At 69.2% G+C, this 25,161-nt stretch carries 23 protein-coding genes; 14 read left to right on the plus strand and 9 right to left on the minus strand.

All coding sequences use genetic code 11. The annotated features are described in order from the left end of the window. Positions 1–21 precede the first annotated feature (21 nt). Entirely contained in the window at positions 22–990 is a 969-nt protein-coding gene (locus ACWF82_RS04840) for a COX15/CtaA family protein (RefSeq protein ID WP_452498026.1), read from the plus strand. 60 nt (positions 991–1,050) lie between these two features. Here ACWF82_RS04840 and ACWF82_RS04845 read toward each other — a convergent pair whose 3' ends face one another. Then, on the minus strand, positions 1,051–1,419 hold the full coding sequence (locus ACWF82_RS04845) for a hypothetical protein (protein WP_452498028.1): 369 nt from the start codon (positions 1,417–1,419) through the stop codon (positions 1,051–1,053). Positions 1,420–1,495: 76 nt separating this feature from the next. Here ACWF82_RS04845 and ACWF82_RS04850 point away from each other — a divergent pair, with 76 nt between their 5' ends. From ACWF82_RS04850 to ACWF82_RS04860, 3 genes are all read left to right on the plus strand, one after another. Then, the gene (locus tag ACWF82_RS04850) at positions 1,496–2,461 is read left to right on the plus strand and encodes a quinone oxidoreductase family protein (protein ID WP_452498029.1); all 966 of its coding nucleotides are present in this window, start codon (positions 1,496–1,498) and stop codon (positions 2,459–2,461) included. A 128-nt stretch (positions 2,462–2,589) separates the two neighbouring features. Next, complete coding sequence (locus ACWF82_RS04855; protein WP_452498031.1) at positions 2,590–2,796, plus strand: hypothetical protein; 207 nt, start codon at positions 2,590–2,592, stop codon at positions 2,794–2,796. Positions 2,797–2,853: 57 nt separating this feature from the next. Beyond that, the gene (locus ACWF82_RS04860) at positions 2,854–3,159 is read left to right on the plus strand and encodes a hypothetical protein (RefSeq protein ID WP_452498033.1); all 306 of its coding nucleotides are present in this window, start codon (positions 2,854–2,856) and stop codon (positions 3,157–3,159) included. A 64-nt stretch (positions 3,160–3,223) separates the two neighbouring features. Here ACWF82_RS04860 and ACWF82_RS04865 read toward each other — a convergent pair whose 3' ends face one another. Then, on the minus strand, positions 3,224–3,826 hold the full coding sequence (locus ACWF82_RS04865) for a TetR/AcrR family transcriptional regulator (RefSeq protein WP_452498035.1): 603 nt from the start codon (positions 3,824–3,826) through the stop codon (positions 3,224–3,226). Between the two features lie 96 nt (positions 3,827–3,922). On the opposite strand from ACWF82_RS04865, the gene ACWF82_RS04870 reads away from it, so the two are divergent. Further along, on the plus strand, positions 3,923–5,377 hold the full coding sequence (locus tag ACWF82_RS04870; RefSeq protein ID WP_452498037.1) for an FAD-dependent monooxygenase: 1,455 nt from the start codon (positions 3,923–3,925) through the stop codon (positions 5,375–5,377). A gap of 70 nt (positions 5,378–5,447) precedes the next feature. Here ACWF82_RS04870 and ACWF82_RS04875 read toward each other — a convergent pair whose 3' ends face one another. Then, positions 5,448–6,437: a heme o synthase gene (locus ACWF82_RS04875; protein ID WP_452498039.1), complete on the minus strand. Its 990-nt coding sequence runs from the start codon at positions 6,435–6,437 to the stop codon at positions 5,448–5,450. Between the two features lie 440 nt (positions 6,438–6,877). Between ACWF82_RS04875 and tkt the strand changes: the two genes are divergently transcribed. The 6 genes from tkt (at position 6,878) to ACWF82_RS04905 (ending at position 14,295) form a co-directional block, all read left to right on the plus strand. Further along, complete coding sequence (gene tkt, locus ACWF82_RS04880; protein ID WP_452498041.1) at positions 6,878–9,019, plus strand: transketolase; 2,142 nt, start codon at positions 6,878–6,880, stop codon at positions 9,017–9,019. 5 nt (positions 9,020–9,024) lie between these two features. Then, positions 9,025–10,161, plus strand: a complete 1,137-nt coding sequence (gene tal / locus ACWF82_RS04885; RefSeq protein ID WP_452498043.1) for a transaldolase — start codon at positions 9,025–9,027, stop codon at positions 10,159–10,161. A gap of 4 nt (positions 10,162–10,165) precedes the next feature. After that, positions 10,166–11,740, plus strand: coding sequence for a glucose-6-phosphate dehydrogenase (gene zwf, locus ACWF82_RS04890; RefSeq protein WP_452498044.1), 1,575 nt, complete (start codon positions 10,166–10,168; stop codon positions 11,738–11,740). After that, the gene (opcA, locus tag ACWF82_RS04895) at positions 11,737–12,645 is read left to right on the plus strand and encodes a glucose-6-phosphate dehydrogenase assembly protein OpcA (RefSeq protein WP_452498046.1); all 909 of its coding nucleotides are present in this window, start codon (positions 11,737–11,739) and stop codon (positions 12,643–12,645) included. The genes zwf and opcA overlap by 4 nt, the downstream gene beginning before the upstream one ends. After that, positions 12,638–13,423, plus strand: a complete 786-nt coding sequence (pgl, locus tag ACWF82_RS04900) for a 6-phosphogluconolactonase (RefSeq protein WP_452498048.1) — start codon at positions 12,638–12,640, stop codon at positions 13,421–13,423. The genes opcA and pgl overlap by 8 nt, the downstream gene beginning before the upstream one ends. A 113-nt stretch (positions 13,424–13,536) precedes the next feature. Continuing rightward, a complete protein-coding gene (locus tag ACWF82_RS04905) occupies positions 13,537–14,295 on the plus strand; it encodes a PaaI family thioesterase (RefSeq protein WP_452498049.1) in 759 nt (252 codons plus the stop codon). 199 nt (positions 14,296–14,494) lie between these two features. Here the strand turns inward: ACWF82_RS04905 and ACWF82_RS04910 are convergent, their stop codons facing one another. After that, positions 14,495–15,472, minus strand: a complete 978-nt coding sequence (locus ACWF82_RS04910) for an alpha/beta hydrolase fold domain-containing protein (protein ID WP_452498051.1) — start codon at positions 15,470–15,472, stop codon at positions 14,495–14,497. A gap of 525 nt (positions 15,473–15,997) precedes the next feature. Here ACWF82_RS04910 and ACWF82_RS04915 point away from each other — a divergent pair. Beyond that, on the plus strand, positions 15,998–18,277 hold the full coding sequence (locus ACWF82_RS04915; protein WP_452498053.1) for a transketolase C-terminal domain-containing protein: 2,280 nt from the start codon (positions 15,998–16,000) through the stop codon (positions 18,275–18,277). Between the two features lie 156 nt (positions 18,278–18,433). Further along, positions 18,434–18,922, plus strand: a complete 489-nt coding sequence (locus ACWF82_RS04920; RefSeq protein ID WP_452498054.1) for a hypothetical protein — start codon at positions 18,434–18,436, stop codon at positions 18,920–18,922. A gap of 169 nt (positions 18,923–19,091) precedes the next feature. Here ACWF82_RS04920 and secG read toward each other — a convergent pair whose 3' ends face one another. Then, complete coding sequence (gene secG, locus ACWF82_RS04925; protein WP_189023559.1) at positions 19,092–19,325, minus strand: preprotein translocase subunit SecG; 234 nt, start codon at positions 19,323–19,325, stop codon at positions 19,092–19,094. A gap of 34 nt (positions 19,326–19,359) precedes the next feature. After that, the gene (locus ACWF82_RS04930) at positions 19,360–20,946 is read right to left on the minus strand and encodes an MFS transporter (protein WP_452498190.1); all 1,587 of its coding nucleotides are present in this window, start codon (positions 20,944–20,946) and stop codon (positions 19,360–19,362) included. Positions 20,947–21,083: 137 nt separating this feature from the next. Between ACWF82_RS04930 and ACWF82_RS04935 the strand changes: the two genes are divergently transcribed. Then, the gene (locus ACWF82_RS04935; RefSeq protein ID WP_452498056.1) at positions 21,084–21,872 is read left to right on the plus strand and encodes an META domain-containing protein; all 789 of its coding nucleotides are present in this window, start codon (positions 21,084–21,086) and stop codon (positions 21,870–21,872) included. 63 nt (positions 21,873–21,935) lie between these two features. Here ACWF82_RS04935 and tpiA read toward each other — a convergent pair whose 3' ends face one another. Genes tpiA through gap form a run of 3 tightly spaced genes read right to left on the minus strand, consistent with a single transcriptional unit; the run spans position 21,936 to position 24,964 of the window. Continuing rightward, positions 21,936–22,724: a triose-phosphate isomerase gene (gene tpiA, locus ACWF82_RS04940; protein WP_452498057.1), complete on the minus strand. Its 789-nt coding sequence runs from the start codon at positions 22,722–22,724 to the stop codon at positions 21,936–21,938. A 3-nt stretch (positions 22,725–22,727) separates the two neighbouring features. After that, positions 22,728–23,942 carry a phosphoglycerate kinase gene (locus ACWF82_RS04945; protein ID WP_452498059.1) on the minus strand — a complete coding sequence of 405 codons (1,215 nt, stop codon included), beginning with the start codon at positions 23,940–23,942 and terminating at the stop codon, positions 22,728–22,730. Positions 23,943–23,947: 5 nt separating this feature from the next. Then, positions 23,948–24,964: a type I glyceraldehyde-3-phosphate dehydrogenase gene (gene gap / locus ACWF82_RS04950; protein WP_452498061.1), complete on the minus strand. Its 1,017-nt coding sequence runs from the start codon at positions 24,962–24,964 to the stop codon at positions 23,948–23,950. Positions 24,965–25,161 lie beyond the last annotated feature (197 nt).

Consider the following 25,161-nt stretch of genomic DNA (forward strand, 5'->3'; position numbering starts at 1 on the left):
CGCGGCCAGTACCATCGTGACGTGCTGTATCGCGCCTTCCTGGGACTCGTCGACCGGCTGCCGCTCCCCTCGCTGCGGGTGCAGCGGCTCATCGCGTTCGCGGTGATCCTCAGCCAGGCCGGCATTTCCGTGACCGGCGCCGTCGTGCGCGTCACCGCGTCGGGCCTCGGTTGCCCGACCTGGCCGCAGTGCTTCCCCGGCAGCTTCACCCCGGTGGGGGTGTCGGAGGTGCCGGTCATCCATCAGACCGTCGAGTTCGGCAACCGGCTGCTCACCTTCGCGGTGACACTGTGCGCCGCGCTGATCGTTCTCGCCGTGGTCAGGGCGCGGCGCCGTCGCGAGGTGCTCGTCTACGCGTGGCTGATGCCCGGCGGCACCGTCGTACAGGCGATCATCGGTGGCATCACCGTGCGCACCGGTCTGCTGTGGTGGACGGTGGCCGTGCACCTGCTGGCCTCGATGGTGATGGTGTGGCTGGCGGTCGTGCTCTACGCCAAGATCGGCCAGCCCGACGACGGCATCGACACCGTCCAGGTCCCCGCGCCCCTGCGCTGGCTCACCGCGCTCAGCGGGGTCGCGCTGGCGGGTGTGCTGATCGCGGGCACGCTGGTCACCGCCGCCGGACCGCATGCCGGTGACAAGAGCATCGAGCGCCCGGTCGCGCGGCTGCAGGTCGAGATCGTCACGCTGGTGCACCTGCACTCGCAGTTGCTCGTCGGCTACCTGGCACTGCTGGTCGGCCTCGCGTTCGGCCTGTTCGCCGTCGGCATCACTCCGGCGATCCGCGTCCGCCTGTACGTGCTGCTCGGGCTGGTCGTGTCCCAGTCTCTTGTCGGCGTCGTCCAGTACTTCACCGATGTGCCCGCCGCGCTGGTCGCCATCCATGTCGGCGGCGCCGCGGCGTGCACGGCCGCGACCGCCGCGCTGTGGGCGTCGCTGCGCGTCCGCGAGCAGGTCGACGCGCCCGCTCCGGTGCCCGCGGCGCACTGATCTCCTGACAAAGACAACAGCCCGCGATCTCGATGATCGCGGGCTGTTGTCGTGCCGGGGTCAGGCGCCGGCGAAGAGCTTCCAGTTGCGCGCCTTCGGGAAGCGGGTCTGGTTGGCGACCCAGCCCGCCATCTTCTTCCAGTGCGACGCGGCCGGGGTGACGACGGAGACCAGCTCGCGGTTCCACTCGTCGGTCTCGGCGAGGCCGTCGACCCGCTCGACCAGGGCCTTCGCGGTCGCCATGTCGGCCACCACGCGGTCGCCGAGGATGCCGTCGGCGCCGACCAGCGTGATGCGCACGCCCTGCTCGCCGATGTACTGCAGCACGGCCGTACCCGAACCACCGTGCTCGGCGACGAACTTGGCGACGGACTTCTCGACCTCGGCAGGCACCTTCACGGCGGCGGGGGCGGCGGTGGTTGCACTCATGGCCGTGAGTTTACCGGCCGGTAGTTCCGAGTCCACCCCCGAGTGGCGTCGAACACGGGGTGTACAAAGGAGACTCATGCGCGCGATTCAGGTTTCCGAGCACGGTGGTCCCGAGGTCCTGCGGTATACCGAGGTGGCGGATCCGCGGATCGGGCCGGGTCAGCTGCTGGTCGACACCCAGGGCGTCGGCGTCAACTACATCGACATCTACTTCCGCACCGGACTGTATCCGCAGGCGACTCCTTATATACCGGGCTCCGAAGGCACCGGCATCGTGGCGGCGGTCGGCGCGGAGGTCACCGAGTTCGCGGTCGGTGACCGGGTGGCATGGGCCGCGGCGCTGGGCAGCTACGCGGACAAGGTCGCCGTCGACGCGGCCGTGGCGGTGCGGGTGCCCGACGCCGTCGAACCGGTCGTCGCGGCGGCCGCCCTGCTCCAGGGCATGACCGCGCACTACCTGGTCGAATCGGTGTTCCGCCCCGAACCCGGCGATCCGGTACTCATCCACGCGGGCGCTGGCGGCGTCGGGCTGCTGCTCACCCAGATGGCCGCAGCCAAGGGCGCACGGGTGATCACCACCGTCTCCACCGACGACAAGGAGAAGCTCTCGCGCCAGGCGGGCGCCCGCGAGGTCCTGCGCTACGGCGACGACCTGGCCGCCCAGGTCCGCGAACTCACCGACGGCGCCGGTGTCGCCGCGGTCTACGACGGCGTCGGCGCCGCCACCTTCGAAGCCAGCCTCGCCTCGCTGCGCGTGCGCGGCACCCTGGCCCTGTTCGGCGCGGCCAGCGGCGCGGTCCCCCCGTTCGACCCGCAACGCCTCAACCCGGCCGGTTCCCTCTGGCTGACCCGCCCGTCCCTCGGCGCCTACACCCGCGACCGCACCGAATTCCTCTGGCGCGCAACCGATGTCTTCGACGGCATCGCCGCGGGCACCCTGACCTTCCGCATCGGCGCGACCTATCCCCTCGCCGACGCCGCGCAGGCCCACCGCGACCTGGCCGGACGCAAGACCACCGGCTCCATCGTCCTGCTGCCCTAGGTCACGCCTCGCCGCTCTCCCCGTGACACCTGACCTTCGCCGAACTCCGGCGGCTTTGCCCGCGCCATTGGGTGCGGGCAGGGGCGCATCGAGTGAAAAGAGCGCAGAATGGAGACGGAAGGGTTGTCATGCGAGCGCTACAGGGCCTGCTCAATGTGGTGGTGGGAATCCTGACGGCCGTGCTCGGCACGGTAGTCGGGTTGCTGGCCGCCGTGGTGTGGGTCCTCGGTGCCGTGTTGTGCGCGACGATCCTCCTGATTCCGCTGGGGCTTCCTGTCATCAAGCTCGGTAGCCGCCTGTTCGGCCTGGCTCGAGAGCTGATTCATCTCCCCTGACACACCCCCACGTCCTCGGCGCGACCGCCGTGGCAATCAAGCCGTCCAGGAGTGAGCATGAAAGGCGGAACACGAATTGCGGTAGGGGTGGGAATCGGGTACTTGCTCGGCCGCACGCGCACAATGCGCTCGGCGGCGGCGCTGGCGCTGGCGGGTGCGGTGATGTCAAGGCGGTCCTCGGATGCCCCCGCGCGACTGCTGGAACGCGGGGCTTCGCTGCTCACATCGTCGCCGGAGCTGACTCGGCTCACCGACACTGTCCGCGGCGAGTTACCCGGCGCAGTCCGGTCGGCGGCGGTCACCGCCGCGAGCAATCGCATCGACGCGCTCAACGCCCGGTTGCAGAAGGGCTCGCGCTCATGATGGACGAGGACCGAGACGAGCCGCCAGAAGCGGATTCGGACGAAGGCGAGTACGACGATCGCGGTCAGTAGTCGCGACCGGTGAGCCCCCGGTAGACGAACCGGGTGATCGACTCGATCGCCTCCTCGTCGGTCAGCGTCACCGACCCGTCCTCGACCATGCGCAGCGTCCCGTCGGCCGCGGCGAACATCATCGCCAGGCTGGCATCGACAGTCCCCGGCAGCTGTAGGCCACGTTCGGGGAAATCGGAAACGTGGTCGGCGATATCGGCGCGCTGCGCGGTGCCGAAACTCGCGATGATCCGGGCGAATTCGGGGCTGACCTGGGCTGCCTGCCCCATCGCCCGCAGTACCGACGCGTTGTCGCGGGCGAAGGTCCAGTAGCCGCGCACGTGGTAGCGCACCGCGGCCGGATCGGTGAAGTCCCCGCTGTGTTCGGGATCGGCGGCGCGTTCGTCGCTCGCCGCGGCCATATCGGCCAGCAAGGCTTGCAGCAGTTCCTCTTTGCTCGCGAAGTGGTTGTAGAACGAGCCGGCGGCCCGGCCCGCGGCGGCGGTGATGTCGGTGATCTTCGCGTTCAGGTAGCCGTGTTCGGCGAAGACCTGCCGGGCGGCGTCCTTGAGCGCCTGCTCGGTCTCCGCGGACTTCTCGCGCCTGCTGCCTGCCACCGGACACCACCTCCTTGACAAGCACGGTACCAACACTGAAACTGAATTCATATTCACTGAATGTCTATTCAGTTCTCAGAGCAGGAGGCAGCTCCCATGTCCGACCAGGTACTTGTCGCCGGTGCAGGCCCGACCGGCCTCACCCTCGCCATCGATCTCGCGCGGCGCGGGATCGGTGTCCGGCTCGTCGACCGCGCCGAGACACCCTTCCAGGGGTCGCGTGGTGACGGCATCCAGCCGCGCACGCTGGAGGTGTTCGACGATCTCGGCGTCCTCGACGCGGTGTCGGCCGCGGGTCGCGACCTCCCGGCGATGCGCGTGTACTTCGCGGGTGAGTTCGCCGGCGAGCGCCGCATGGCTGAGCCGGTCGCACCGACACCGGACGTGCCGTACCCGAACGGGTGGGTGCTCGGCCAGTCCGACACCGAGGCCATCTTGCGAGCCCGGTTGGCCGAACTGGGTGGACAGGTCGAATTCGGTACGGCGCTGGTCGATTTCACGCAGGACGACACGGGCGTCACCGCCACACTGCTGCGCGACGGCGTCAACGAGACGGTCCGCGTCCGCTATCTGGTCGGCGCCGACGGCGGCGCGAGCGCAGTGCGCAAGCGTCTGGGGATCGCGTTCGAGGGCAGCACCGACGACTCGATCAAGATGCTGCTCGGCGATGTCCGCGTCGATGCCCTCGACCACGAGTCCGGCTACTGGTTCGCCGCCGCGGCCGACCAGCCGATGAACGGTTTCACTCTGTCGCCGCTGCCGGGTGGACGTCGCTTCCAGTTCGCCGCGCCGCTGGCCGAGGATCAGTCCCCCGACTTGGCCACCCTGCAGGACCTCGCCGACCACCACGCCCCCGCGCTGGGCCTGACCCTGAGCGATCTGTCGTGGGTCACGGTGTGGCGCCCCAACATTCGTCTCGCCGAGCGCTTCCGCGACGGCCGGGTGCTACTCGCGGGCGATGCCGCCCACGTCCACCCGCCGACCGGCGGACAGGGCCTCAATACCGGCGTCCAGGACGCCTACAACCTCGGCTGGAAACTGGCGGCGGCCCTCGACGGCGACACCGCCCCGCTCGACACCTACGAACCCGAACGCCGCACGGTCGCGGCCCGCGTCCTGGGCCTGAGCACCGAACTCCTCGACAAACTCGTCGACGGCGACGAGGACGCGATGCACCGCGGCCCCGAGACCCGCCAGCTCGGCATCACCTACCGCTCCCCCACCGAGCAGGGTCCGCTCGTCGCGGGCGACCGAGCACCGGACGCCCCACTGCACGACGAATCCGGCCGCCCGATCCGCCTGTTCGACCTCTTCCGCGGCCCGCACGCCACCCTGCTGCGTTTCGCGTCGGCGAGCCGCACACCCCTCGACGATCCCGCCGTCCGCACGGTCGAGATCCGCCGCGCCGATGCCCCGCCCCACCCGGAAGCCGCCGACCCGCTCGCGTCAACACTCGTCGACACCGAAGGTCACGCATTCACCGCCTACGCGGCCACCCCCGGCACCCATGTCCTGATCCGTCCGGACGGCCACCTCGCCCGCCGCTGGTAGCCCCTGCCGCCGGCGAACACGCCGGTGGCCGGGCATCCCTGCCCGGCCACCGGTGTTCGTTCGAGAAGTATCAGAGCCCGACGAGGCTACCCAGCGTGGTCCACCCGAGCACCGAGTCGACAGCCAGACCACAGAACACCACCGCCAGGTAGTTGTTCGACTGCAGGAACAACCGCAGCGGCTTCACCGACTCGCCACGCCGCACCCCGGCGTAGAGCTGATGCGCCATCAGCAGGAACCACGCACCGGCCACCAGCGCGACGGCCGCGTAGATGACACCGGTCGCGGGGACCAGAGCCAGCGTGGCCAGCACGGTCAACCAGGTGTAGATGACGATCTGCTTGGTGACGACCTGCTCGGTCGCGACCACCGGCAGCATCGGCACCCCCGCCGCGCGGTAGTCCTCCTTGTAGCGCATGGCCAGCGCCCAGGTGTGCGGCGGTGTCCAGAAGAAGATGACGGCGAACAGCACGATCGCGGGCCAGCCGATGTTCCCGGTGACCGCGGACCAGCCGACGAGGGCGGGCATGCAGCCGGCGGCGCCGCCCCACACCACGTTCTGCGAGGTCCGGCGCTTGAGGCCCTTGGTGTAGACGAAGACGTAGAACAGGATCGTCGCGACCACCAGCACGCCGCTGAGCAGGTTGGCCTGCCACCACAGCCACGCGAACGAGATCGCGCCCAGTGCCACACCGAAGACGAGCGCGTGCCTGGTCGGCACCGCGTCGCGGGCCAGCGGGCGCCGCGCGGTCCGCTTCATCACCTTGTCGATGTCGGCGTCGGCGACACAGTTGAGGGTGTTGGCGCTGGCCGCGCCCATCCAGCCACCGAAGAGGGTGACCAGGATCAGCCGGATGTCGACGGTGCCGCGGTCGGCCAGCAGCATCGTCGGGATGGTGGCGACGAGCAACAGCTCGATGACACGCGGCTTGGTGAGCGCGATGTAGGCGAGCGGCTTGCGCAGTATTTTGGAGACGAGACCGTCCCCGGTGAGGCGATCGGCCAGTGCCGTCGAGGAATTGTGCGCACCGCTACTACCCGGCTGGGGATCGATCCGCACTGTTTCTCCTCGCACGCTGTGCTTCGCATCCGGCATTGGAACGAGCAGCGCGCGGCTGCGGCGCGGCCACTACTACAGACGATGGTAGACCCACGCCGGTGCCGCTCCACGCCAGGCCCCTGCCACCGTGGGCACGGTCACTGCCGCCCACGCGGCCGTCACGAGGCCCCATCCGACGGTGAACCGGCATCGACATGCAGGTGAACGGCACCGCGGACGCGCCTGCGCCCTGCCTGCCGATGGATGCCGCCCACACCGGAGACGACGCCCAGGTCCGCACTACACTCACAACCAGGGTTCGCGCCGGTCCCACCGAGCATCACCACTAGGGTATGGATGTACATCGGTACGCACCCCCGGCCGCGTGCGATCCGTTCGAGACACATCGCAGCTGCCATGTATCGCCGTCGACGAAACCTCAGGTCAGGAGAACCACGGTCGTGTCAGTCACAGACGACATTCGCGCCCTCACTCAGCGGAACTACCCCAGCGACTGGACGGACCTCGACACCAAGGCCGTCGATACCGCCCGCGTCCTCGCCGCCGATGCCGTGCAGAAGGCGGGCAACGGACACCCCGGCACCGCGATGAGCCTCGCGCCGGTCGCCTACACCCTCTTCCAGCGCACCATGCGCCACGACCCCGCGGAACCGCGCTGGGTCGGTCGCGACCGGTTCGTGCTGTCCTGTGGGCATTCCAGCCTCACCCTCTACATCCAGCTCTACCTGGCCGGTTTCGGCCTGGAGCTGACCGACCTCGAGCACCTGCGCCAGTGGGGTTCGCTGACCCCGGGCCACCCCGAGTTCCGGCACACCGACGGCGTCGAGATCACCACCGGCCCGCTGGGCCAGGGCCTGGCCTCCGCGGTCGGCATGGCGATGGCCGCCCGTCGTGAGCGTGGCCTGTTCGATCCGGAAGCGGCGCCGGGCACCAGCCCGTTCGACCACTTCATCTACACCATCGCCTCCGACGGCGACCTGCAGGAGGGCGTCACCGCCGAGGCCTCCTCGATCGCGGGCACCCAGCAGCTGGGCAACCTCGTGGTGATCTACGACGACAACGAGATCTCCATCGAGGACGACACCGACATCGCCTTCACCGAGGACGTCGCCAAGCGCTACGAGGCCTACGGCTGGCATGTGCAGATCGTCGAGGGCGGCGAGGACGTCGTGGCGATCGAGGCGGCCATCGAGGCGGCCAAGGCCGAGACCGACAAGCCGTCGATCATCATCCTGCGCACCATCATCGGCTTCCCCGCGCCGAACAAGATGAACACCGGTGGCGTGCACGGCGCGGCGCTTGGCGCCGACGAGGTCGCCGCGGTCAAGAAGGCGCTCGGTTTCGATCCCGAGAAGTCCTTCGACGTCGACCCGGCCGTCATCGAGCACACCCGCAAGGCCCTGGGCCGCGGCACCGAGGCCAAGGCGAAGTGGCAGCTGGACTTCGACAAGTGGGCCGAGACGAACCCGTCCAACAAGGCCCTGTTCGACCGCCTGCAGACCCGCTCGCTGCCCAAGGGCTGGGTCGAGGCGCTGCCTGCCTTCGAGACCGACCCGAAGGGCATGGCCACCCGCAAGGCCTCCGGCAAGTTCCTGGCCTCCGTCGCCGACGAGCTGCCCGAGCTGTGGGGCGGTTCGGCCGACCTGGCCGAGTCCAACAACACCACCATGCCCAACCAGCCGAGCTTCGGCCCCGAGTCGATCTCGACCGGCATGTGGAAGGCGCAGCCCTACGGCCGCACCCTGCACTTCGGTATCCGTGAGCACGCGATGGGCTCGATCCTCAACGGCATCGCGCTGCACGGCCCGACCCGCCCCTACGGTGGCACCTTCCTGGTGTTCTCCGACTACATGCGCCCGGCCGTTCGCCTGGCCGCGCTGATGCGGGTGCCCGCCATCTACGTCTGGACCCACGACTCCATCGGTCTGGGCGAGGACGGCCCGACCCACCAGCCGGTCGAGCACCTGGCCGCGCTGCGCGCGATCCCGGGCCTCAATGTCGTGCGCCCCGGCGACGCCAACGAGACCGTGCACGCCTGGCGCACCATCCTCGAGCGCGACTCCGACGAGCACACCTCGCACTTCCACACCTTCGACGCCCCGCACCAGGATGGCCCGTCCGCGCTGGCGCTGACCCGTCAGGACATCCCGACCCTGGAGGGCACCAGCTACGAGGGTGTCAAGAAGGGTGGCTACGTGCTGGCCGAGGCCTCGACCGGTACCCCGCAGGTCATCCTGATCGGCACCGGTTCCGAGCTCCAGCTCGCGGTCGCCGCGCGCACTACCCTGGAGGAGCAGGGCATCCCGACCCGCGTGGTCTCGATGCCGTGTGTGGAATGGTTCGACGCGCAGGAGCAGGGCTACCGCGACGAGGTGCTGCCGCCTTCGGTGCGCGCCCGGGTGGCCGTCGAGGCCGGTATCGCGATGCCGTGGCACCGGTTCGTCGGTGACGCGGGCGAGGTGGTCGGTATCGATCACTTCGGTGCCTCAGCCGACTTCAAGACCCTGTTCCGCGAATTCGGTATCACCGCCGATGCCGTCGTCGCCGCCGCACTGCGTTCGACCGACAAGGTGAAGGGGTAAAACCAATGGCACAGAACGAGAATCTCGCCGCGCTCTCGGCCGCGGGGGTCTCGGTGTGGCTCGACGACCTGTCCCGTGATCGGATCAAGTCCGGCAATCTCGCCGACCTGGTCGCGACCCGCAGCGTCGTCGGCGTCACCACGAACCCGAGCATCTTCCAGGCCGCCCTGAGCAAGGGTCACGACTACGACGGTCAGCTGAAAGAGCTTGCCGCCCAGGGCGCCGACGCCGACGCCGCGATCCGCACCATGACCACCGACGACGTGCGCGCCGCCTGCGACGTGCTCGCCCCGGTGTTCGAGGCGACGAACGGCGTCGACGGCCGCGTGTCGATCGAGGTCGACCCGCGCTTCGCCTTCGACGCCGACAAGACCGTCGCCCAGGCGATCGAGCTGTGGAAGATCGTCGACCGCAAGAACCTGTTCATCAAGATCCCGGCCACCGAGGCGGGCCTGCCCGCCATCACCGCGGTGATCGGCGAGGGCATCAGCGTGAACGTGACGCTGATCTTCTCGGTGCCGCGCTACCGCGCGGTGATGGGCGCCTACCTCGACGGTCTGCGCAACGCCCAGATCGGCGGCCACGACCTGGCCAAGATCCATTCCGTCGCTTCGTTCTTCGTCTCCCGCGTCGACACCGAGATCGACAAGCGCCTGGACGCGATCGGCACACCGGAGGCGCTCGCGCTGCGTGGCAAGGCCGGTGTGGCCAACGCCCGGCTGGCCTACGCCGAGTACCAGGACGTGTTCGACGGTGGGGCGCACACCTCCACCTACAACCACCTGGCCGCGCAGGGCGGCAACCGCCAGCGTCCGCTGTGGGCGTCGACCGGGGTGAAGAACCCGGACTACTCCGACACCCTGTACGTCACCGAGCTGGTCGGCCCGAACACGGTGAACACCCTGCCGGAGAAGACGTTGCAGGCCTTCGCCGATCACGGCGAGGTCATCGGCGACACGCTCAGCGGCCGGGCCACCGAGGCCGCGCAGGTCTTCGCCGACCTGGCGGCGGTCGGCATCGACCTCGACGATGTGTTCGCGCTGCTCGAGCGTGAGGGCGTCGACAAGTTCGAGTCGGCGTGGAACGAACTGCTCGACGCCACCACCGGCGAACTGCGCACCGCGGCGGCGGGGGGCAACTGACCCGATGGCCGGCACAGCATCGACGGATCGGGCGGCGGGGCTGTGGCGCAACCCGCTGCGCGACGAACGAGACAAACGGGTTCCCTTCATCGCGGGGCCCTGCTGCATGGTGATCTTCGGCGTCACCGGAGATCTGTCCCGCAAGAAGCTGATGCCGGCCATCTACGACCTGGCGAACCAGGGGCTGTTGCCCCCTGGCTTCGCCCTGGTCGGGTTCGCCCGGCGTAACTACGCCGACGAAGACTTCGCCTCCGTCGTCCTCGACGCGGTGAAGCAACACGCACGCACACCCTTCCGCCAGGAGGTCTGGGATCACCTGGCGGAAGGGCTGCGGTTCGTCCAGGGCAGTTTCGACGACGACGCGGCCTTCGCGACGCTCGCCGACACCCTGCGGAACCTGGACGAGACCCGCGGCACCGGCGGCAATTACGCCTTCTACCTGTCGATTCCGCCGAACATGTTCCCGGTGGTGCTCGACCAGCTCTCCGAGCACAAGCTGGCGCAGCCCGTCGGCACCGACGCCGACGGCTACCTGCCGTGGCGGCGGGTGGTGATCGAGAAGCCCTTCGGGCACGACCTGGCCAGCGCCAAGGAACTCAACGCCCTGGTCAACCGGGTCTTCCCGGAGGAGCAGGTCTTCCGCATCGATCACTACCTCGGCAAGGAGACGGTGCAGAACATCCTGGCGCTGCGCTTCGCCAACGAGTTGTTCGAGCCGCTGTGGAACGCCAACTACGTCGACAGCGTACAGATCACCATGGCCGAGGACATCGGCCTCGGCGGGCGCGCCGGGTATTACGACGGGATCGGCGCCGCGCGTGACGTCATCCAGAACCATCTGCTGCAGCTGCTGGCGCTGACCGCGATGGAGGAGCCCACCTCCTTCGAGCCGGAGCAGCTGACCACCGAGAAGATCAAGGCGCTCTCGGCGACCAAACTCGTCGCGCCGCTGGACGAGACGACCGCCCGTGGCCAGTACACCGAGGGCTGGCAGGGCAGCGAGCAGGTGGTCGGCCTGCACGAGGAGGACGGTTTCGACCCGCAGTCGCGGACCGAGACCTACGCCGCGATAACCCTGCACGTGGAGAACCGCCGCTGGGCCGGTGTCCCGTTCTACCTGCGCACCGGAAAACGCCTGGGCCGCAGGGTGACCGAGATCGCGGTGATCTTCAAGCGCGCGCCGCACCTGCCGTTCGACCAGACCATGACCGAGGAACTCGGGCAGAACGCGCTGGTCATCCGGGTACAGCCGGACGAGGGCATCACCCTGCGCTTCGGTTCCAAGGTGCCGGGCTCCGGCATGGAAGTGCGCGATGTGAACATGGACTTCAGCTACGGCGAGGCGTTCACCGAGTCCTCCCCCGAGGCCTACGAGCGGCTGATCCTGGACGTGCTGCTCGGCGTGCCCTCGCTGTTCCCGGTCAACGCGGAGGTCGAATTGTCCTGGCGCATCCTCGATCCCGTGCTCGAGCACTGGGCGGCAGAGGGCAAGCCCGAACCCTACGAGGCGGGCACCTGGGGTCCCACCTCGGCCGATGAGATGCTCGCGCGCAGCGGGCGGGAATGGCGGCGCCCGTGATCGTCGACATGCCCGACACCACCACGGCCGATGTGGCCAAGCGGATGGTGCTGCTGCGCGAGACCAACGGCGTCATCACCCAGGGCCGGGTGCTCACCCTGGTGGTGTGCACGCTGGATTCCTCCGAGGCCGAGGACGCGATCGACGCCGCCAACGACGCCAGCCGCGAACACCCGTGCCGGGTGATCGTGCTGGCCCGCGGCGACCGCGACGCCGATACCCGCCTCGACGCCCAGATCCGCGTCGGCGGCGACGCGGGTGCGGCCGAGGTGATCGTGCTGCGGTTGCAGGGTCCGCTGGTGAACCACGAGAGCAGCGTCGTCACGCCGTTCCTGCTGCCCGACACCCCGGTGGTGGCGTGGTGGCCGCGTGGCGCGCCGGAGTTCCCGTCGCTGGACTCGGTGGGCAAGCTGGCCAAGCGCCGGATCACCGACGCCACCTTCGCGCCCGATCCGCAGGCCGCCATCAAGAAGCGCCGCTACTCCTACGCGGTGGGCGACACCGATCTGGCGTGGAGCCGCATCACCTACTGGCGTGCGCTGCTGGCCGCGGCGCTGGACGAGCCGCCGTTCGAGGCGGTCACCTCGGTGACCGTGTCCGGCCTGGCCGGCGAGCCCGCGCTGGACACCCTCGCGGGCTGGCTCGCTTCGCGGCTGAGCTGTCCCGTCGTCCGCAGGACGGGTGAGCTGCGGGTGGAGCTGCACCGCGGCACGGATTCGATCGCCATCAGCCGCCCGCAACTAGGAAGAACAGCAACGCTGACCCGCACCGGTGAACCCGATCAGCGCATCGCGCTGGCGCGCCGGGAAACTCGCGACTGCCTCGCCGAGGAACTGCGCCGGCTCGATGCCGACGAGATCTACGCCGAGGCGCTCGCCGGAATCGAGAAGGTGACCTATGAGTGACCACATCGACGTGCACGACGAGCTCGGTGCCGAATTCCCGGCCGACACCGTCGAGGTCCACGACGACGCCGACGGTCTGGCCGATGCCGCCGCCGAACGATTCGTCGACGTGATCGTCGCGGCCCAGGCCGAACGCGGCACCGCCTCGGTGTCGCTGACCGGCGGCAGCGACGGCATCCGGCTGCTCGAGCGGGTCCGGCAGAACCCGGGCGCCATCGACTGGTCCAAGCTCTATGTCTACTGGGGCGACGAGCGTTTCGTCCCCGCGGACGACCCGGATCGCAACGAACTCCAGGCCAGGCAGGCGCTGCTCGACTTCGTCCCGCTCGACCCGGCCCACGTCTTCCCGATCGCCGCCTCGGACGGCACCTACGGCTCCCCGGAGGCGGCGGCCGCCGCCTATGCCCAGGCGATCCACACTGAGCTCGACGAACGCGGCGAAATCGACCTGACCGTTCTCGGCATGGGCCCCGAAGGCCACATCGACTCTCTGTTCCCGCACTCCCCCGCCATCCGGGAACAGCACGATTACGTTGTCGCCGTACATGATTGCCCGAAGCCGCCGCCGACCCGCGTCAGCTTGACCCTGCCCGCGATCCACCGTTCCCGTCACGTGATGCTCGTTGTCAGCGGCACCGCCAAGGCGGCCGCCGTGGCCGCCGCGGTCAACGGCGCGTCGCCCGACGACGTTCCGTCGGCAGGCGCCGTCGGCATCGAGTCGACGACCTGGGTCATCGACGAGGCGGCCGCCGCCGACCTGTTGCTCGACGAGGAATAGTCGTCCGCGAAGGGCCGGCCCCAGACGGGTCCGGCCCTTTCGCATGCCGGGCCCCTCGCGGCGGACTCTCCCGGCCCATCGATATCGTCGAGGGTGCTCTACCGGCCGAAAGGGTGACCACCAGCATGATCCAGACCGAGACGGTGACGATTCCCGGCCATGTGCACGGCTATCCGCAGGTGGCGTTCGGCGGATATGTGGCCGGAATGCTGGCCCGCCGATCCGGAGCCGACACCGTGCGCGTCGATTTCCGCCGCGCGGTCCCGATCGACACCCCCATCGCCCTGACCGACGCCGAACCAGGCCACGCGACGCTGACCGACGCGGACGGCACGCTGCTGGCGCAGGCCTCCCCCGCCACACTCGGCATCACCGCGCCGCCCGGCCCCTCCTGGTCGGCGGCGAAGCGCGCTGCCGAAGCCGCGCTCGCGAGCCCGAAACGCCCGGTCACCGACTGCTTCGGCTGCGGTGCCGAGTGCGTGCCCGGCCACGGTCTGCGCCTGTTCCCCTGGCCGGTGCCGGATCGTCCGGTCATCGCCGCGGCGTGGACTCCGGATCAGGGTCTCGCGGACGACAACGGGGAGCTGCCCCCGGAGATCGTCTGGGCCGCACTCGACTGCCCCGGCGGTATCGCCGCCTGGGTGTTCCAGGGGATGGCCCATGGCGCGGTGACCGCAGCCCTCACCGCCACCCAGTTCCAGCCGGTCCTGGCCGGCGCGGAATACATCTCGCATGCCTGGGCGATCCGCACCGAAGGCCGCAAATACACAGTGGGCGTGTCCCTTTCCACCCGCGGCGGCGAGCTGTGCGCCCTCGCCGAGGCCCTGTGGGTCGTACCGTGCGAGCAGACCCCGCCCCACGCTTCCGAGTGATAGCGCCGACCCCGGCTTCCGGGCGATAGCCCCGGCTCCCGGGCAACAGCGCCGTCGCAGCTCCCGGGCGACCGCGCGGCCCCGGCTCCCCGGCGATAGTGCGGCCCCGGCTCCCTGGCGGTAGGACCGCGCTGACGGCTTGCCGCCTTCGCGACGAAGGGATCGCCGCCGGCTGACTCGACGTCGGCCACGCCCGGGGTCAGCGTGGTGTACTCGCGCGCTCCAGCAAGCGATTACGCAGGTGGGTGAGGATTTCCTGGCGGGCAGGCCGGGCCGCGGGGACCAGGCGGGGCATGCTCAGAAAGGCGTGGGTCGCTTCGGCATAGCGGGTCAGTGTCACCTCGACGCCTGCCTCGCGCAGCCGGGCGGCGTACGCGGGCGACTGGTCCTCGATCGTGTCGAGACCGGCCGACACGATGAGGGCGGGGGCGACGCCGGTGAGATCGTCGGCGTACAGCGGCGAGATCGTCCTGGCATCGAATGACGGGGGTAGCGCGATCCGTTGTACCGCACGGCAATTGGCGGGCGATGCGGTCGGGGCGTCGGCGTTCTCGGTGAACGAGGGATACCGGAACACCGCGTCGGTCCAGTCGAGCTGCGGATTGATCAGGACCTGGCTGCGCACCGGCAGACCGATTTCGACGGCCCTGATCGCGGTGAGGGCGGCGAGCGTGGCGCCCGCACTGGCGCCGAGCAGGGCGAGGCGGCTGGGATCGGCGCCCCATCGCGTGGCCTGCTCGACGAGGCCAGGCACCGCGTCGTAGGCGTCGTCGACGGGTTCGGGTACCGGATGTTCCGGCGCCAGGCGGTAATCCACGGAGGCGACCACCGCCGGAATGTGCGCGGCCAGGTGGCTGAGCAGCCAATCGTCCTGGGCTGGAACACCGCCGATGAGGCCGCCACCGTGGAAGGCGACGATCAACGGCAGCCCGGTGCCGCCACTTGTCGGCTGGTGGATCCGCACGTCGAGGGTGCGGCCTGGGAGCTCGAGAGAGTGTGTCGTGATCCGCGCGCCAGGGTCGGGTTTGCCCAGGACGAAGGCGCCGAGCGCGGATCCCAGGGTGCGCGCCTGGGCGGCGCGCAATTCGACGACCTCGGCCGGGGTGATCGTGTCCCAGTCCGGTTCAGGCTTGAGTGCGGCCAGTATCCGCATTCGCAGGGGGATTCGGCCTCGCATGATGGGTCCTCCGGGCGTCTCGTCGTGCTGTTCACCGGCCGCTGAGTCAGCGGGGTAGCACTACGGTGCCTGAGGTGACCGGCGGTGCGCTTTCGGAAACATGCGGTCCGGCACGATCGCCACGCACGCCCGGGTCGAATTCGACCAGTGTCGGCCCCACAGCACCGTCGTACCGGATCCGGCGCGTGCCATCAGCTGACCGACGTCGAGGCTGGATGTTGTGGTCGCTCGACCCCGCCCGGCTACTCCCGCCGCCCGCTGAGTGCAGATACCTGCCGATGCTCTGATCGCTCTTCGACATCCGCCGGTCGTTGTCGGGGCCGGATGTTGTGGCCCCTCGACCCGGCCGACTGCTCGCACCGCCCCCTACTGGCAGATACCCGCCTGATGGCTGGTCGGTGTCCGACATCCGCCGGTCGGGTCGATCCAATGTGGCAGCCGGGGACGTACAAGCGCCTAGCATCGGATTCCTGGCATGCCGACGGGATCGGACGTCGACTCGACCGCGGGCGAGGAGTAAGTGCGATGGGCGAAGTGGCGAGGAGCTCGCTCGACCTGGATGCAGCATTTCGGGCCGCGCTGGCCGATCTCACCGCGGCCGACCGGTGCGATGCCGTCGGCGCGATCGATGCCGCGCGGGGGCTGGAGCTGTTCGAATCCCAAGTCACCAGCAGGCATCTCGATCTGGCGGCTCGGCGGCTCGGCGCCGCCCGGCAGGGGTTCTACAGCATCGGGTCCTCGGGACACGAGGGCAATGCGGCGGTGGCGGCCGCACTGCGAGTGGACGATCCGGCGCTGCTGCACTATCGATCGGGCGCGTTCTTCGTCCAGCGGTGCAGACAGATTCCGGGGGCCGATCCCATCCGGGACGTGCTGCTCGGGGTCGTCGCGGCGGCCGCCGATCCGATTTCCGGTGGCAGGCACAAGGTGTTCGGGAGCAAACCGGCCTCGATCATCCCGCAGACCTCGACGATCGCGTCCCAGCTGCCGCGCGCGGTCGGGCTGGCCTTCGCGCTGGATCGGGCTGCACGGCAAGGCATTCCGTGCCCATGGCCCGCCGATGCGGTGGTGGTATGCAGCTTCGGTGACGCCTCGGCCAATCACTCCACCGCGGCGGGGGCGATCAATGCGGCGGTGCACGCCGCGCATCAAGGTGTCCCGATGCCGCTCGTGCTCGTCTGCGAGGACAACGGGATCGGCATCAGTGTGCCGACGCCGCCGGATTGGATCGAACGTACCTACGGCCCGCGGCCCGGGCTCACCTACCTCGCCGCCGACGGCTGCGATCTCCCGGATGCCCTCGGTGTCGCCGAGGACGCGGTGGACCTCGCCCGGACGTGGCGGGTACCGGTCTTCGTGCACCTGCGCACCGTTCGCCTCGGCGGGCACGCGGGATCCGATGTCGAGGCGGCCTACCGTGGCCCGGCCGAACTCGCCGCCGACCTGGCTCGTGATCCCTTGCTCGGCACCGCCCGCTTTCTGCTCGATGCGGGGATCGCCGACGCCGTCGACCTGCTCGACCGCTACGAGCGCATCGGCGCTCGCGTCCGCGACACGGCCGACGAGGTGCTCCACGAGGCCCGGCTCGACTCCGCGGCGGCGGTGACGGCTCCTCTCGCACCGTCCAGTCCCGACGCTATCCGCAGCGATGTCGAGCGCCGCGCGGCCGACGGCGTCGAGCCGGGCGTCGGCGTGCGCGGTCGCGCCTACGGTCGAGGTGGTGAACGCGGCCAGACCAGCGGCGCAACGGAGAACACCGAGTCGCACCGCGTTTCAACCGCACCCGCCCGTCCCGTGCCGATGACGTTGGCCCAGGCCATCAACCACACGCTGGGTGAACTACTCGCCCGCGACAACGATGTGCTGGTCTTCGGTGAGGACGTGGCGCGCAAAGGCGGCGTCTACGGCGTCACGAAGGGCCTGCGGAAGCGATTCGGTGCGCGGCGGGTCTTCGACACCCTGCTCGACGAGCAAGCCGTCCTCGGAACCGCCCTGGGAACCGGGCTGGCCGGGTTCGTGCCGATCCCGGAGATCCAGTACCTGGCCTACGTCCACAATGCCGCCGACCAGATCCGTGGTGAGGCGGCGACCCTGTCGTTCTTCTCCAACGGCCAGTACCGCAATCCGATGGTGGTGCGCATCGCCGGGCTCGCGTATCAGAAGGGCTTCGGCGGCCACTTCCACAACGACGATTCCCTGGCGGCCCTGCGCGATATCCCCGGTGTCGTCATGGCGGTGCCCGCTCGCGCCGACGACGCGGCGGCGATGCTACGCACTTGTGTCTCCGCGGCCCGGGTGGACGGGCGTGTCTGCCTGTTCGTCGAGCCGATCGCGCTGTACCACACCAGAGATCTACACCCCGGCGACGAATCCTGGCTCGCCACACCGACTTCCGAGCATGTCCCGATCGGCAGCGCCCGCGTCTACGGCGACGGCACCGACCTCACCCTGGTCACCTTCGGCAACGGGGTGCCGATGTGCCTGCGCACCGCCGACCGCCTGGCCGCCCAGGGCGTCCACGCCAGGGTGCTCGACCTACGCTGGCTGAACCCACTCCCGGTCGCCGACCTGCTCCGTCACGCCGAGGCCACCGGCCGTGTGCTCGTCGCCGACGAAACCAGGCGCACCGGCGGCGTATCCGAGTCGATCTTCGCGGCGCTCATCGACGCGCGCTTCCCCGGGCCCCTCGCCCGCGTCACGAGCGAGGACAGCTTCGTCCCCCTCGGCCCCGCCGCCGACACCGTCCTGCTGAGCGAGTCGGCTATCGAAGCAACAGCTCTCGGCATGTTCCAGCCAATGCGCTAGCAGCCATCCGCACTCGACAGCGGACAGTCGAGCGGAACAGCTCTCACCCCATAGCATTCAACAGTGCCATATCTGGACGACGACATCGCGGATCAGCCGTCCCCACCGCTTATCCCACAACGCACACGTCCACCGACCCGGAGGATCGGAGTCGGCGTGCTTGTGATCATGGCGGGCGCCATCGGAGCCATCGGTTTCGGGATGGTCAGCTATGCGCGGATGACGGATCAGGTCGACCACTTCGAACGCATTTCGGTCCCTGGTGCCGGTTCTGTGCATGTTGTGGCAGGTCGCGAGTATTCGGCGTACATCGAGTACCCGGTAGGTACCGATGCGCCCGAGGTATCGGTAGAACTCACCGATCCGGCAGGTCATCCGGTCGAACTGCGCTCAGTGACGCGGATGGTATTTCAGATCGGCGATCACCATGGTCAGGCCCGGTACGCCTTCCACGCCGACGACAGCGGCAGCTATCGCGTCACTGTCCAGGGCAGCCCGGGGAAAACCGTGGCAGTAGGCAGCGACATCGTTCCCTCGATCAAGCGGACCGTCCTCGGTTCGCTGACGATCGCCGCGGCCGGAACCCTCATCGGCATCGCCATTCCGGTCACCGCCAGGCGCCGCGGATCACGACAGGAGTCATAGCGTCCCACTGATTCGGCCGATCGAACTCGGTGACTCGGCGCGCTCACGATTGCCCACCGGGCACACATGCCACCCAGGAAACTGCCCTAGCTCACCGCGTACGCACCGATCCGCCGAGTAGGCCCGAAGTCCTGTGCGCTGAGTTTCGACAGGAACAGGCCGGAACAACTCAGGCGAACTTGATCTCCAGGCCGATGCCGAGGATCGCGATCAGCCACACGATGCCGACGAAGATGGTGATGCGGTCGAGGTTCTTCTCGACGACGGTGGAGCCCGACAGGCTCGACTGCACGCCGCCACCGAACAGGCTGGACAAGCCGCCACCCTTGGCGCGGTGCAGCAGCACCAGCAGCACCAACAGGACGCTGGTGATCACAAGGAGGATATCGAGGAACAGCGACATGGCGCCCATCCTATGGGGTCCACGCCCGGCTGGTCTAACCAGGCTCGACCGCGACCAGGTGGGAGACCGTTTCGGCGCCGGCCGACCAGTGGGCGACGGTCTGTTCGATCTCCTGGTCGCGGGCGGTGAGGCGGACCTGATGCTGGTGCATGTGCTCGGCCCAGGAGCGGACGACAAAGGCTTCGACGAAACGGTCGACGATGCCGACGTCGCGGTAGAGCCGCCATTCCATCGCGCCGGTGCGCTGTCTGGACCGGCCGACCATGGCCATCGCCGCGGTGAATCCGGGGACGTCCTCGGGTGGTACGTCGTAGCCGCGCATCACCAGGACCGGGCCGTCCTCGGGGTCGGGTTCGACGACGAGCTGCGGTTCGGGCCAGAACGCGGCCGGTGACAGGTCGATGTCCTCGACGTTGTGCCGGATCGGCCACCACAGCGTGCTCACCGCGCAGCAGGCCAGCAATCCCGCCGCGATCAGCAGCGCCGCCACGGCGCTGTACGCACCGGCGACCAGACCCCACAGCAGCGAGCCGATGGCCTGCCCGCCCATGAACACCAGCATGTACACCGACAGGCCACGTGCCCGCACCCAGGCGGGCAGCAGCAACTGCATGGTCGAGTTCAGCGTCGCCATGGCGAGCAGCCACGCCAGGCCTGACCCGACCAGCAGCACCAGCACGATCGGGACGCTCGGCACCAGCGCCGTCGCCACCGCGCCGAGCCCGAACAGCACCGCGGCCAGCGCCAGCCGCTGGGTCGGCGTGAACAGCACCCGCAGCCGGGACAGGCCGAGCGCGCCGCACACCGCGCCGAGGCCGAGCGCGCCGAGCAGCAGACCGTAGCCGTCGGAGGCCAGCCCGAGCCGGTCGTGCGCGATGACCGGCAGCAGCGACCACACCGCGCTGGCCGGCGCGATGAACAGGATCGCGCGGAACAGCACGCGCCGGATCGCGGGCGCGGCGCGGATGAACCGGGTTCCCGCCTGCAGTGCCGCGAGCGGCCGCTCGCTGGGCAGGGTGCGCACCCGGATCGGCCACTGCGACACCAGCAGCACCGCGACGATGCCGACGAACGAGAGCGTGTTGAACCCGAACACCACCGTCGGCCCGGCGATCGACACGATCACGCCGGCCACCGCGGGCCCGACGGCGCGGCCGATATTGACGCTCATGCTGCCCAGCGCCGCCGCGGAGGTGATCTGGTCGCGCGGCACCAGTTCGGGCTGGATCGCCTGCCACGCGGGTGCGGTGAGCGCCTGCCCGCAGCCGAGCAGGAACAGCAGAGTCAGCAGCACCGCGGGCGTGGTGTGCCCGGTGGCGGTGAACACGGTGAGGGTGAGCGAGGCCAGCGCCATGCCCGACTGCGCGCCGATCAGCAGCCTGCGCCGGTCGACCAGGTCGGCGAGCACCCCGGACGGGATGGACAGCAACATCACCGGCAACGCGAGCGCGGTCTGCACGAACGACACCAGCGCCGCCGCGTTCGGCTGGTCGACCAGGATCCACTGCGCACCGACCGTCTGCATCCACGTGCCCAGATTCGACACCAGCTGCGCGATCCACAGTGCCCGGAACACCGGCGAGCGCAACGGCGCCCACGTCGACACCGGTTCCGCCGCCACACTGTTCACCCGCCGAGCATATCCCCGGCGACCTTGCGCGACGGTACGCGCAACGGCGGGCAGGTCCGGTGCGGGCGCGAGACGGATTCGCCGCAGCTCGAGCCGAATTCACCCCTCTGCCACGTACGATGGGCTACATGTCGGCAACCCTGATCCGTCTCGCCGCGCTCTGTGTGCTCGCCACCGCCGCGGCCACGGCCTGTTCCTCCTCCGATTCTCCGAAGGCACCGGACGACACCGCGACCCCGATGGGACACACCTACATCTCCACCGAGGTCGAGGGCGACCAGATCCCCGGCGGCGGTCCGATGAGGCTCACCTTCGCCGACGGCCGCATCTCCGCGAACTCCGGCTGCAACACCAGCAGCGGCACCGTCGACCTGAGCAACCACGTCCTGAGCACGTCTCCGCTGGCGAGCACCCTGATGGCCTGCACCGACGAGGTCGGCAGGTCCGACGCCTGGCAGAACTCCTTCCTGGAGTCCGATCCCACCTGGCGTCTGGACGGCGACAAGCTGACCCTCACCGGCAAGACCGCCACCGTCCACCTCACCGACAAGAAGATCGTCACCCCGGACAAGCCGCTGACCGGCACCACCTGGATCGTCACCACGCTGATCACCGAGCAGGGCCAGGTCCGCTCCACCACCCTCGACGAGGTTGGCCCCAACCTGACGATCGGCGCGGGCGGCACCGTCAACGGGATGGCGGGCTGCAACCGGATGACCGGCACCGCGGGCGTCGGCCCCGGCGACGCGGTGAATTTCGCCGTCGCCACCACCAAGATGATGTGCGCACCGGAGGTCATGGAGATCGAGAACGCCGTGCTGCGCGCCCTCGACGGCCGCACGACGGCCACCATCGACGGCGACAGCCTCACCCTGCGCAACGTCAACGGCAACGGCCTGATCCTGCACGCGCAGTAGCGACGAACGACGAAGGGCCGGAAACCTTTCCGGTTCCCGGCCCTTCGCTACAGCTCTACCCGATCAGGGCAGCGGCCCACCCGCGGCGATCGCCGACAGGGTCGCGAACTCGTCCGCCTTGAGCGAGGCACCGCCGACCAGGGCGCCGTCGATGTCGGCCTGGCCGACCAGCTCGCCGACGTTCTTGGCGTTGACCGACCCGCCGTAGAGCACGCGGACACCCGCGGCGACCTCAGGGGAGGCCAATTCGGCCAGCTCGGCCCGGATCGCGCCACACACTTCCTGCGCGTCGGCCGCCGAGGCGACCTTGCCGGTGCCGATCGCCCAGACCGGCTCGTAGGCGATGACGATCTGCGAGATCTGCTCGGCCGTCAGGCCTTTCAGCGAACCGCGCAGCTGCTCGAGGTTGTACTCGACGTGCGTGCCCGCCTCGCGGACGCCGAGACCCTCGCCGATGCAGACGATCGGGGTGATCTCGTTCTTCAGCGCCTGCTTGGCCTTGGCCAGCACGGTCGCGTCGTCCTCGTTGTGGTACTGACGACGCTCCGAGTGCCCGACCACCACGAAGGTGCAGCCCAGCTTGGCCAGCATCGACCCGCTGATCTCACCGGTGTAGGCACCCGAGTCGTGCACCGACACGTCCTGCGCACCGTAGGTGAGCAGGAGCTTGTCGCCCTCGACCACCGACTGCACGCTGCGCAGATCGGTGAACGGCGCGATCACCGACACGTCGACCTTCGCGAAGTACTTCTCCGGCAGCGCGAAGGCCACCTTCTGCACCAGCGCGATGGCCTCGAGGTGGTTGAGGTTCATCTTCCAGTTGCCCGCGATGAGCGGCTTACGCACTGCCATCGCTCAGCCCTCCAGCACCGAAATACCGGGCAGCTCTTTGCCTTCCAGGTATTCCAGGGACGCGCCGCCACCGGTGGAGATGTGCGAGAAACCGTCGTCGGGCAGGCCGAGGGTGCGCACGGCGGCCGCCGAGTCACCGCCGCCGACGACCGTGAACGCACCCTTGCCGGTGGCGGTCACGATGGCCTCGGCGACGCCACGGGTGCCCGCGGCGAACTTCTCGAACTCGAACACGCCCATCGGGCCGTTCCAGAACACCGTCTTCGCCTCGGTCAGCAGCGCGGCGAACCGCGACACCGACTCGGGGCCGATGTCAAGGCCCATCCAGCCGTCGGGGATCTCGGTCGACGCGACGGTCTTCGAGTCCGCGTCGGCCGCGAACTTGTCGGCCGCCACGATGTCGACCGGCAGATGCAGCACGTCGCCGAAGCGCTCGAGCAGCGACTTGCAGGTGTCGATCATCTCTTCCTGCAGCAGCGAGGTGCCCACCGAAAGGCCCTGTGCGGCAAGGAAGGTGAAGCACATGCCGCCGCCGATCACCAGGGTGTCGACCTTGGGCGCCAGCGCCTCGATGACCGCGAGCTTGTCGGAGACCTTGGAGCCGCCGAGCACCACCGCGTACGGGCGGGCCGGGTCTTCGGTGAGCTTGCGCAGCACCTCGACCTCGGCGGCAACCAGCGTGCCCGCGTAGTGCGGCAGCACCTGGGCGACGTCGTAGACCGACGCCTGCTTGCGGTGCACCACACCGAAACCGTCGGAGACGAACGCACCGTCGTCGCCGACCAGCTCGACGTAGGCGGCGGCCAGCTTGGCGCGCTCCGCGTCGTCCTTGCTGGTCTCGCGCGCGTCGAAACGCACGTTCTCGAGCAGCAGCACATCGCCGTCGGTGAGGCCTTCCGAGCGCGAGAGCGCGTCGTAGCCGACCACGTCACCGGCGAGCTGGACGTTGCGGCCGAGCAGCTCGGCCAGTTTCGCGGCCACCGGGGCCAGCGAGAACTTGGCGTCGGGCTCGCCCTTGGGGCGGCCGAGGTGGGCCATGACGACCACCTTGGCGCCTGCCTCGACCAGTGCCTGGATGGTCGGCACCGAGGCGATGATGCGGCCCGGGTCGGTGATCTGGCCATTGTCGTCGAGGGGAACGTTCAGGTCGGAGCGCACGAGTACGCCCCGGCCCTCGACACCCTCGGCCAGCAGATCTTGCAGTGTCTGGACTGTCATCGCGGTCAGAGCGACTTGCCGACGAGATCGACCAGGTTGGCCAGGCGGTTGGAGTAGCCCCACTCGTTGTCGTACCAGGACACGACCTTGACCTCGTTGCCGATGACCTTGGTCAGCGGCGCGTCGTAGATCGAGGAGTGCGGGTCGGTGACGATGTCGCTCGACACGATCGGGTCCTCGTTGTACTTCAGGATGCCCTTCATCGGACCCTCGGCGGCGGCCTTCATCGCGGCGTTGATCTCGTCGATGGTGGCGGCCTTGGTCAGGGTCGCGGTCAGGTCGGTGACCGAGCCCGTCGGGACCGGAACGCGCAGCGCGTAGCCGTCGAGCTTGCCCTGCAGCTCGGGCAGCACCAGGCCGATGGCCTTGGCGGCACCGGTGCCGGTCGGCACGATGTTCAGGGCAGCGGCGCGGGCGCGACGCAGGTCCTTGTGCGGCGCGTCCTGGAGGTTCTGGTCCTGGGTGTAGGCGTGGATGGTGGTCATCAGACCCTGCTCGATGCCGAACGAGTCGTGCAGGACCTTCGCGATCGGGCCGAGGCAGTTGGTGGTGCACGAGGCGTTGGAGATGATGTTCTGGCTGCCGTCGTACTTGTCGTCGTTGACGCCCATCACGATGGTGATGTCGTCGCCGGTGGCAGGCGCGGAGATGATGACCTTCTTGGCGCCGGCGGACAGGTGACCCTTGGCCTTCTCGGCGGCGGTGAAGATGCCGGTCGACTCGACGACCACGTCGACGTTCAGGTCGGCCCACGGCAGTGCCGAGGGGCCCTCCTTGATCGCGAGCGCCTTGATGCGCTGCTCGCCGACCACGATGGTGTCGCCGTCGACGGAGACGTCCTGCGGGAGCCGACCCAGGATGGAGTCGTACTTCAGCAGCGTGGCGAGGGTGTTGATGTCGGTGAGGTCGTTGACCGCGACGATCTCGATATCGGTCTTGCCGACAGCCTTCAGCGCCTCCACCGCACGGAAGAAGTTTCGTCCGATACGACCGAAGCCGTTGATACCTACCCGGACAGTCACGTTATCGCTCCTCAGCTTTCAAGCGGATTCATTCCGACCGTCACCACACTAGTAGCCGACTTCGACTTCACGACAGCCACCTGTGATTTGTGAGGTCCCCGCCCCCGGCCTGCGGGATCCCCAGAATAAAGGGCAGAGCGGTCATGCATGACCGCTCTGCCCTAAACGTCGGATTCACCACAGCGAGCGGCGAACGC

The organism is Nocardia sp. NPDC055053, assembly GCF_053608285.1.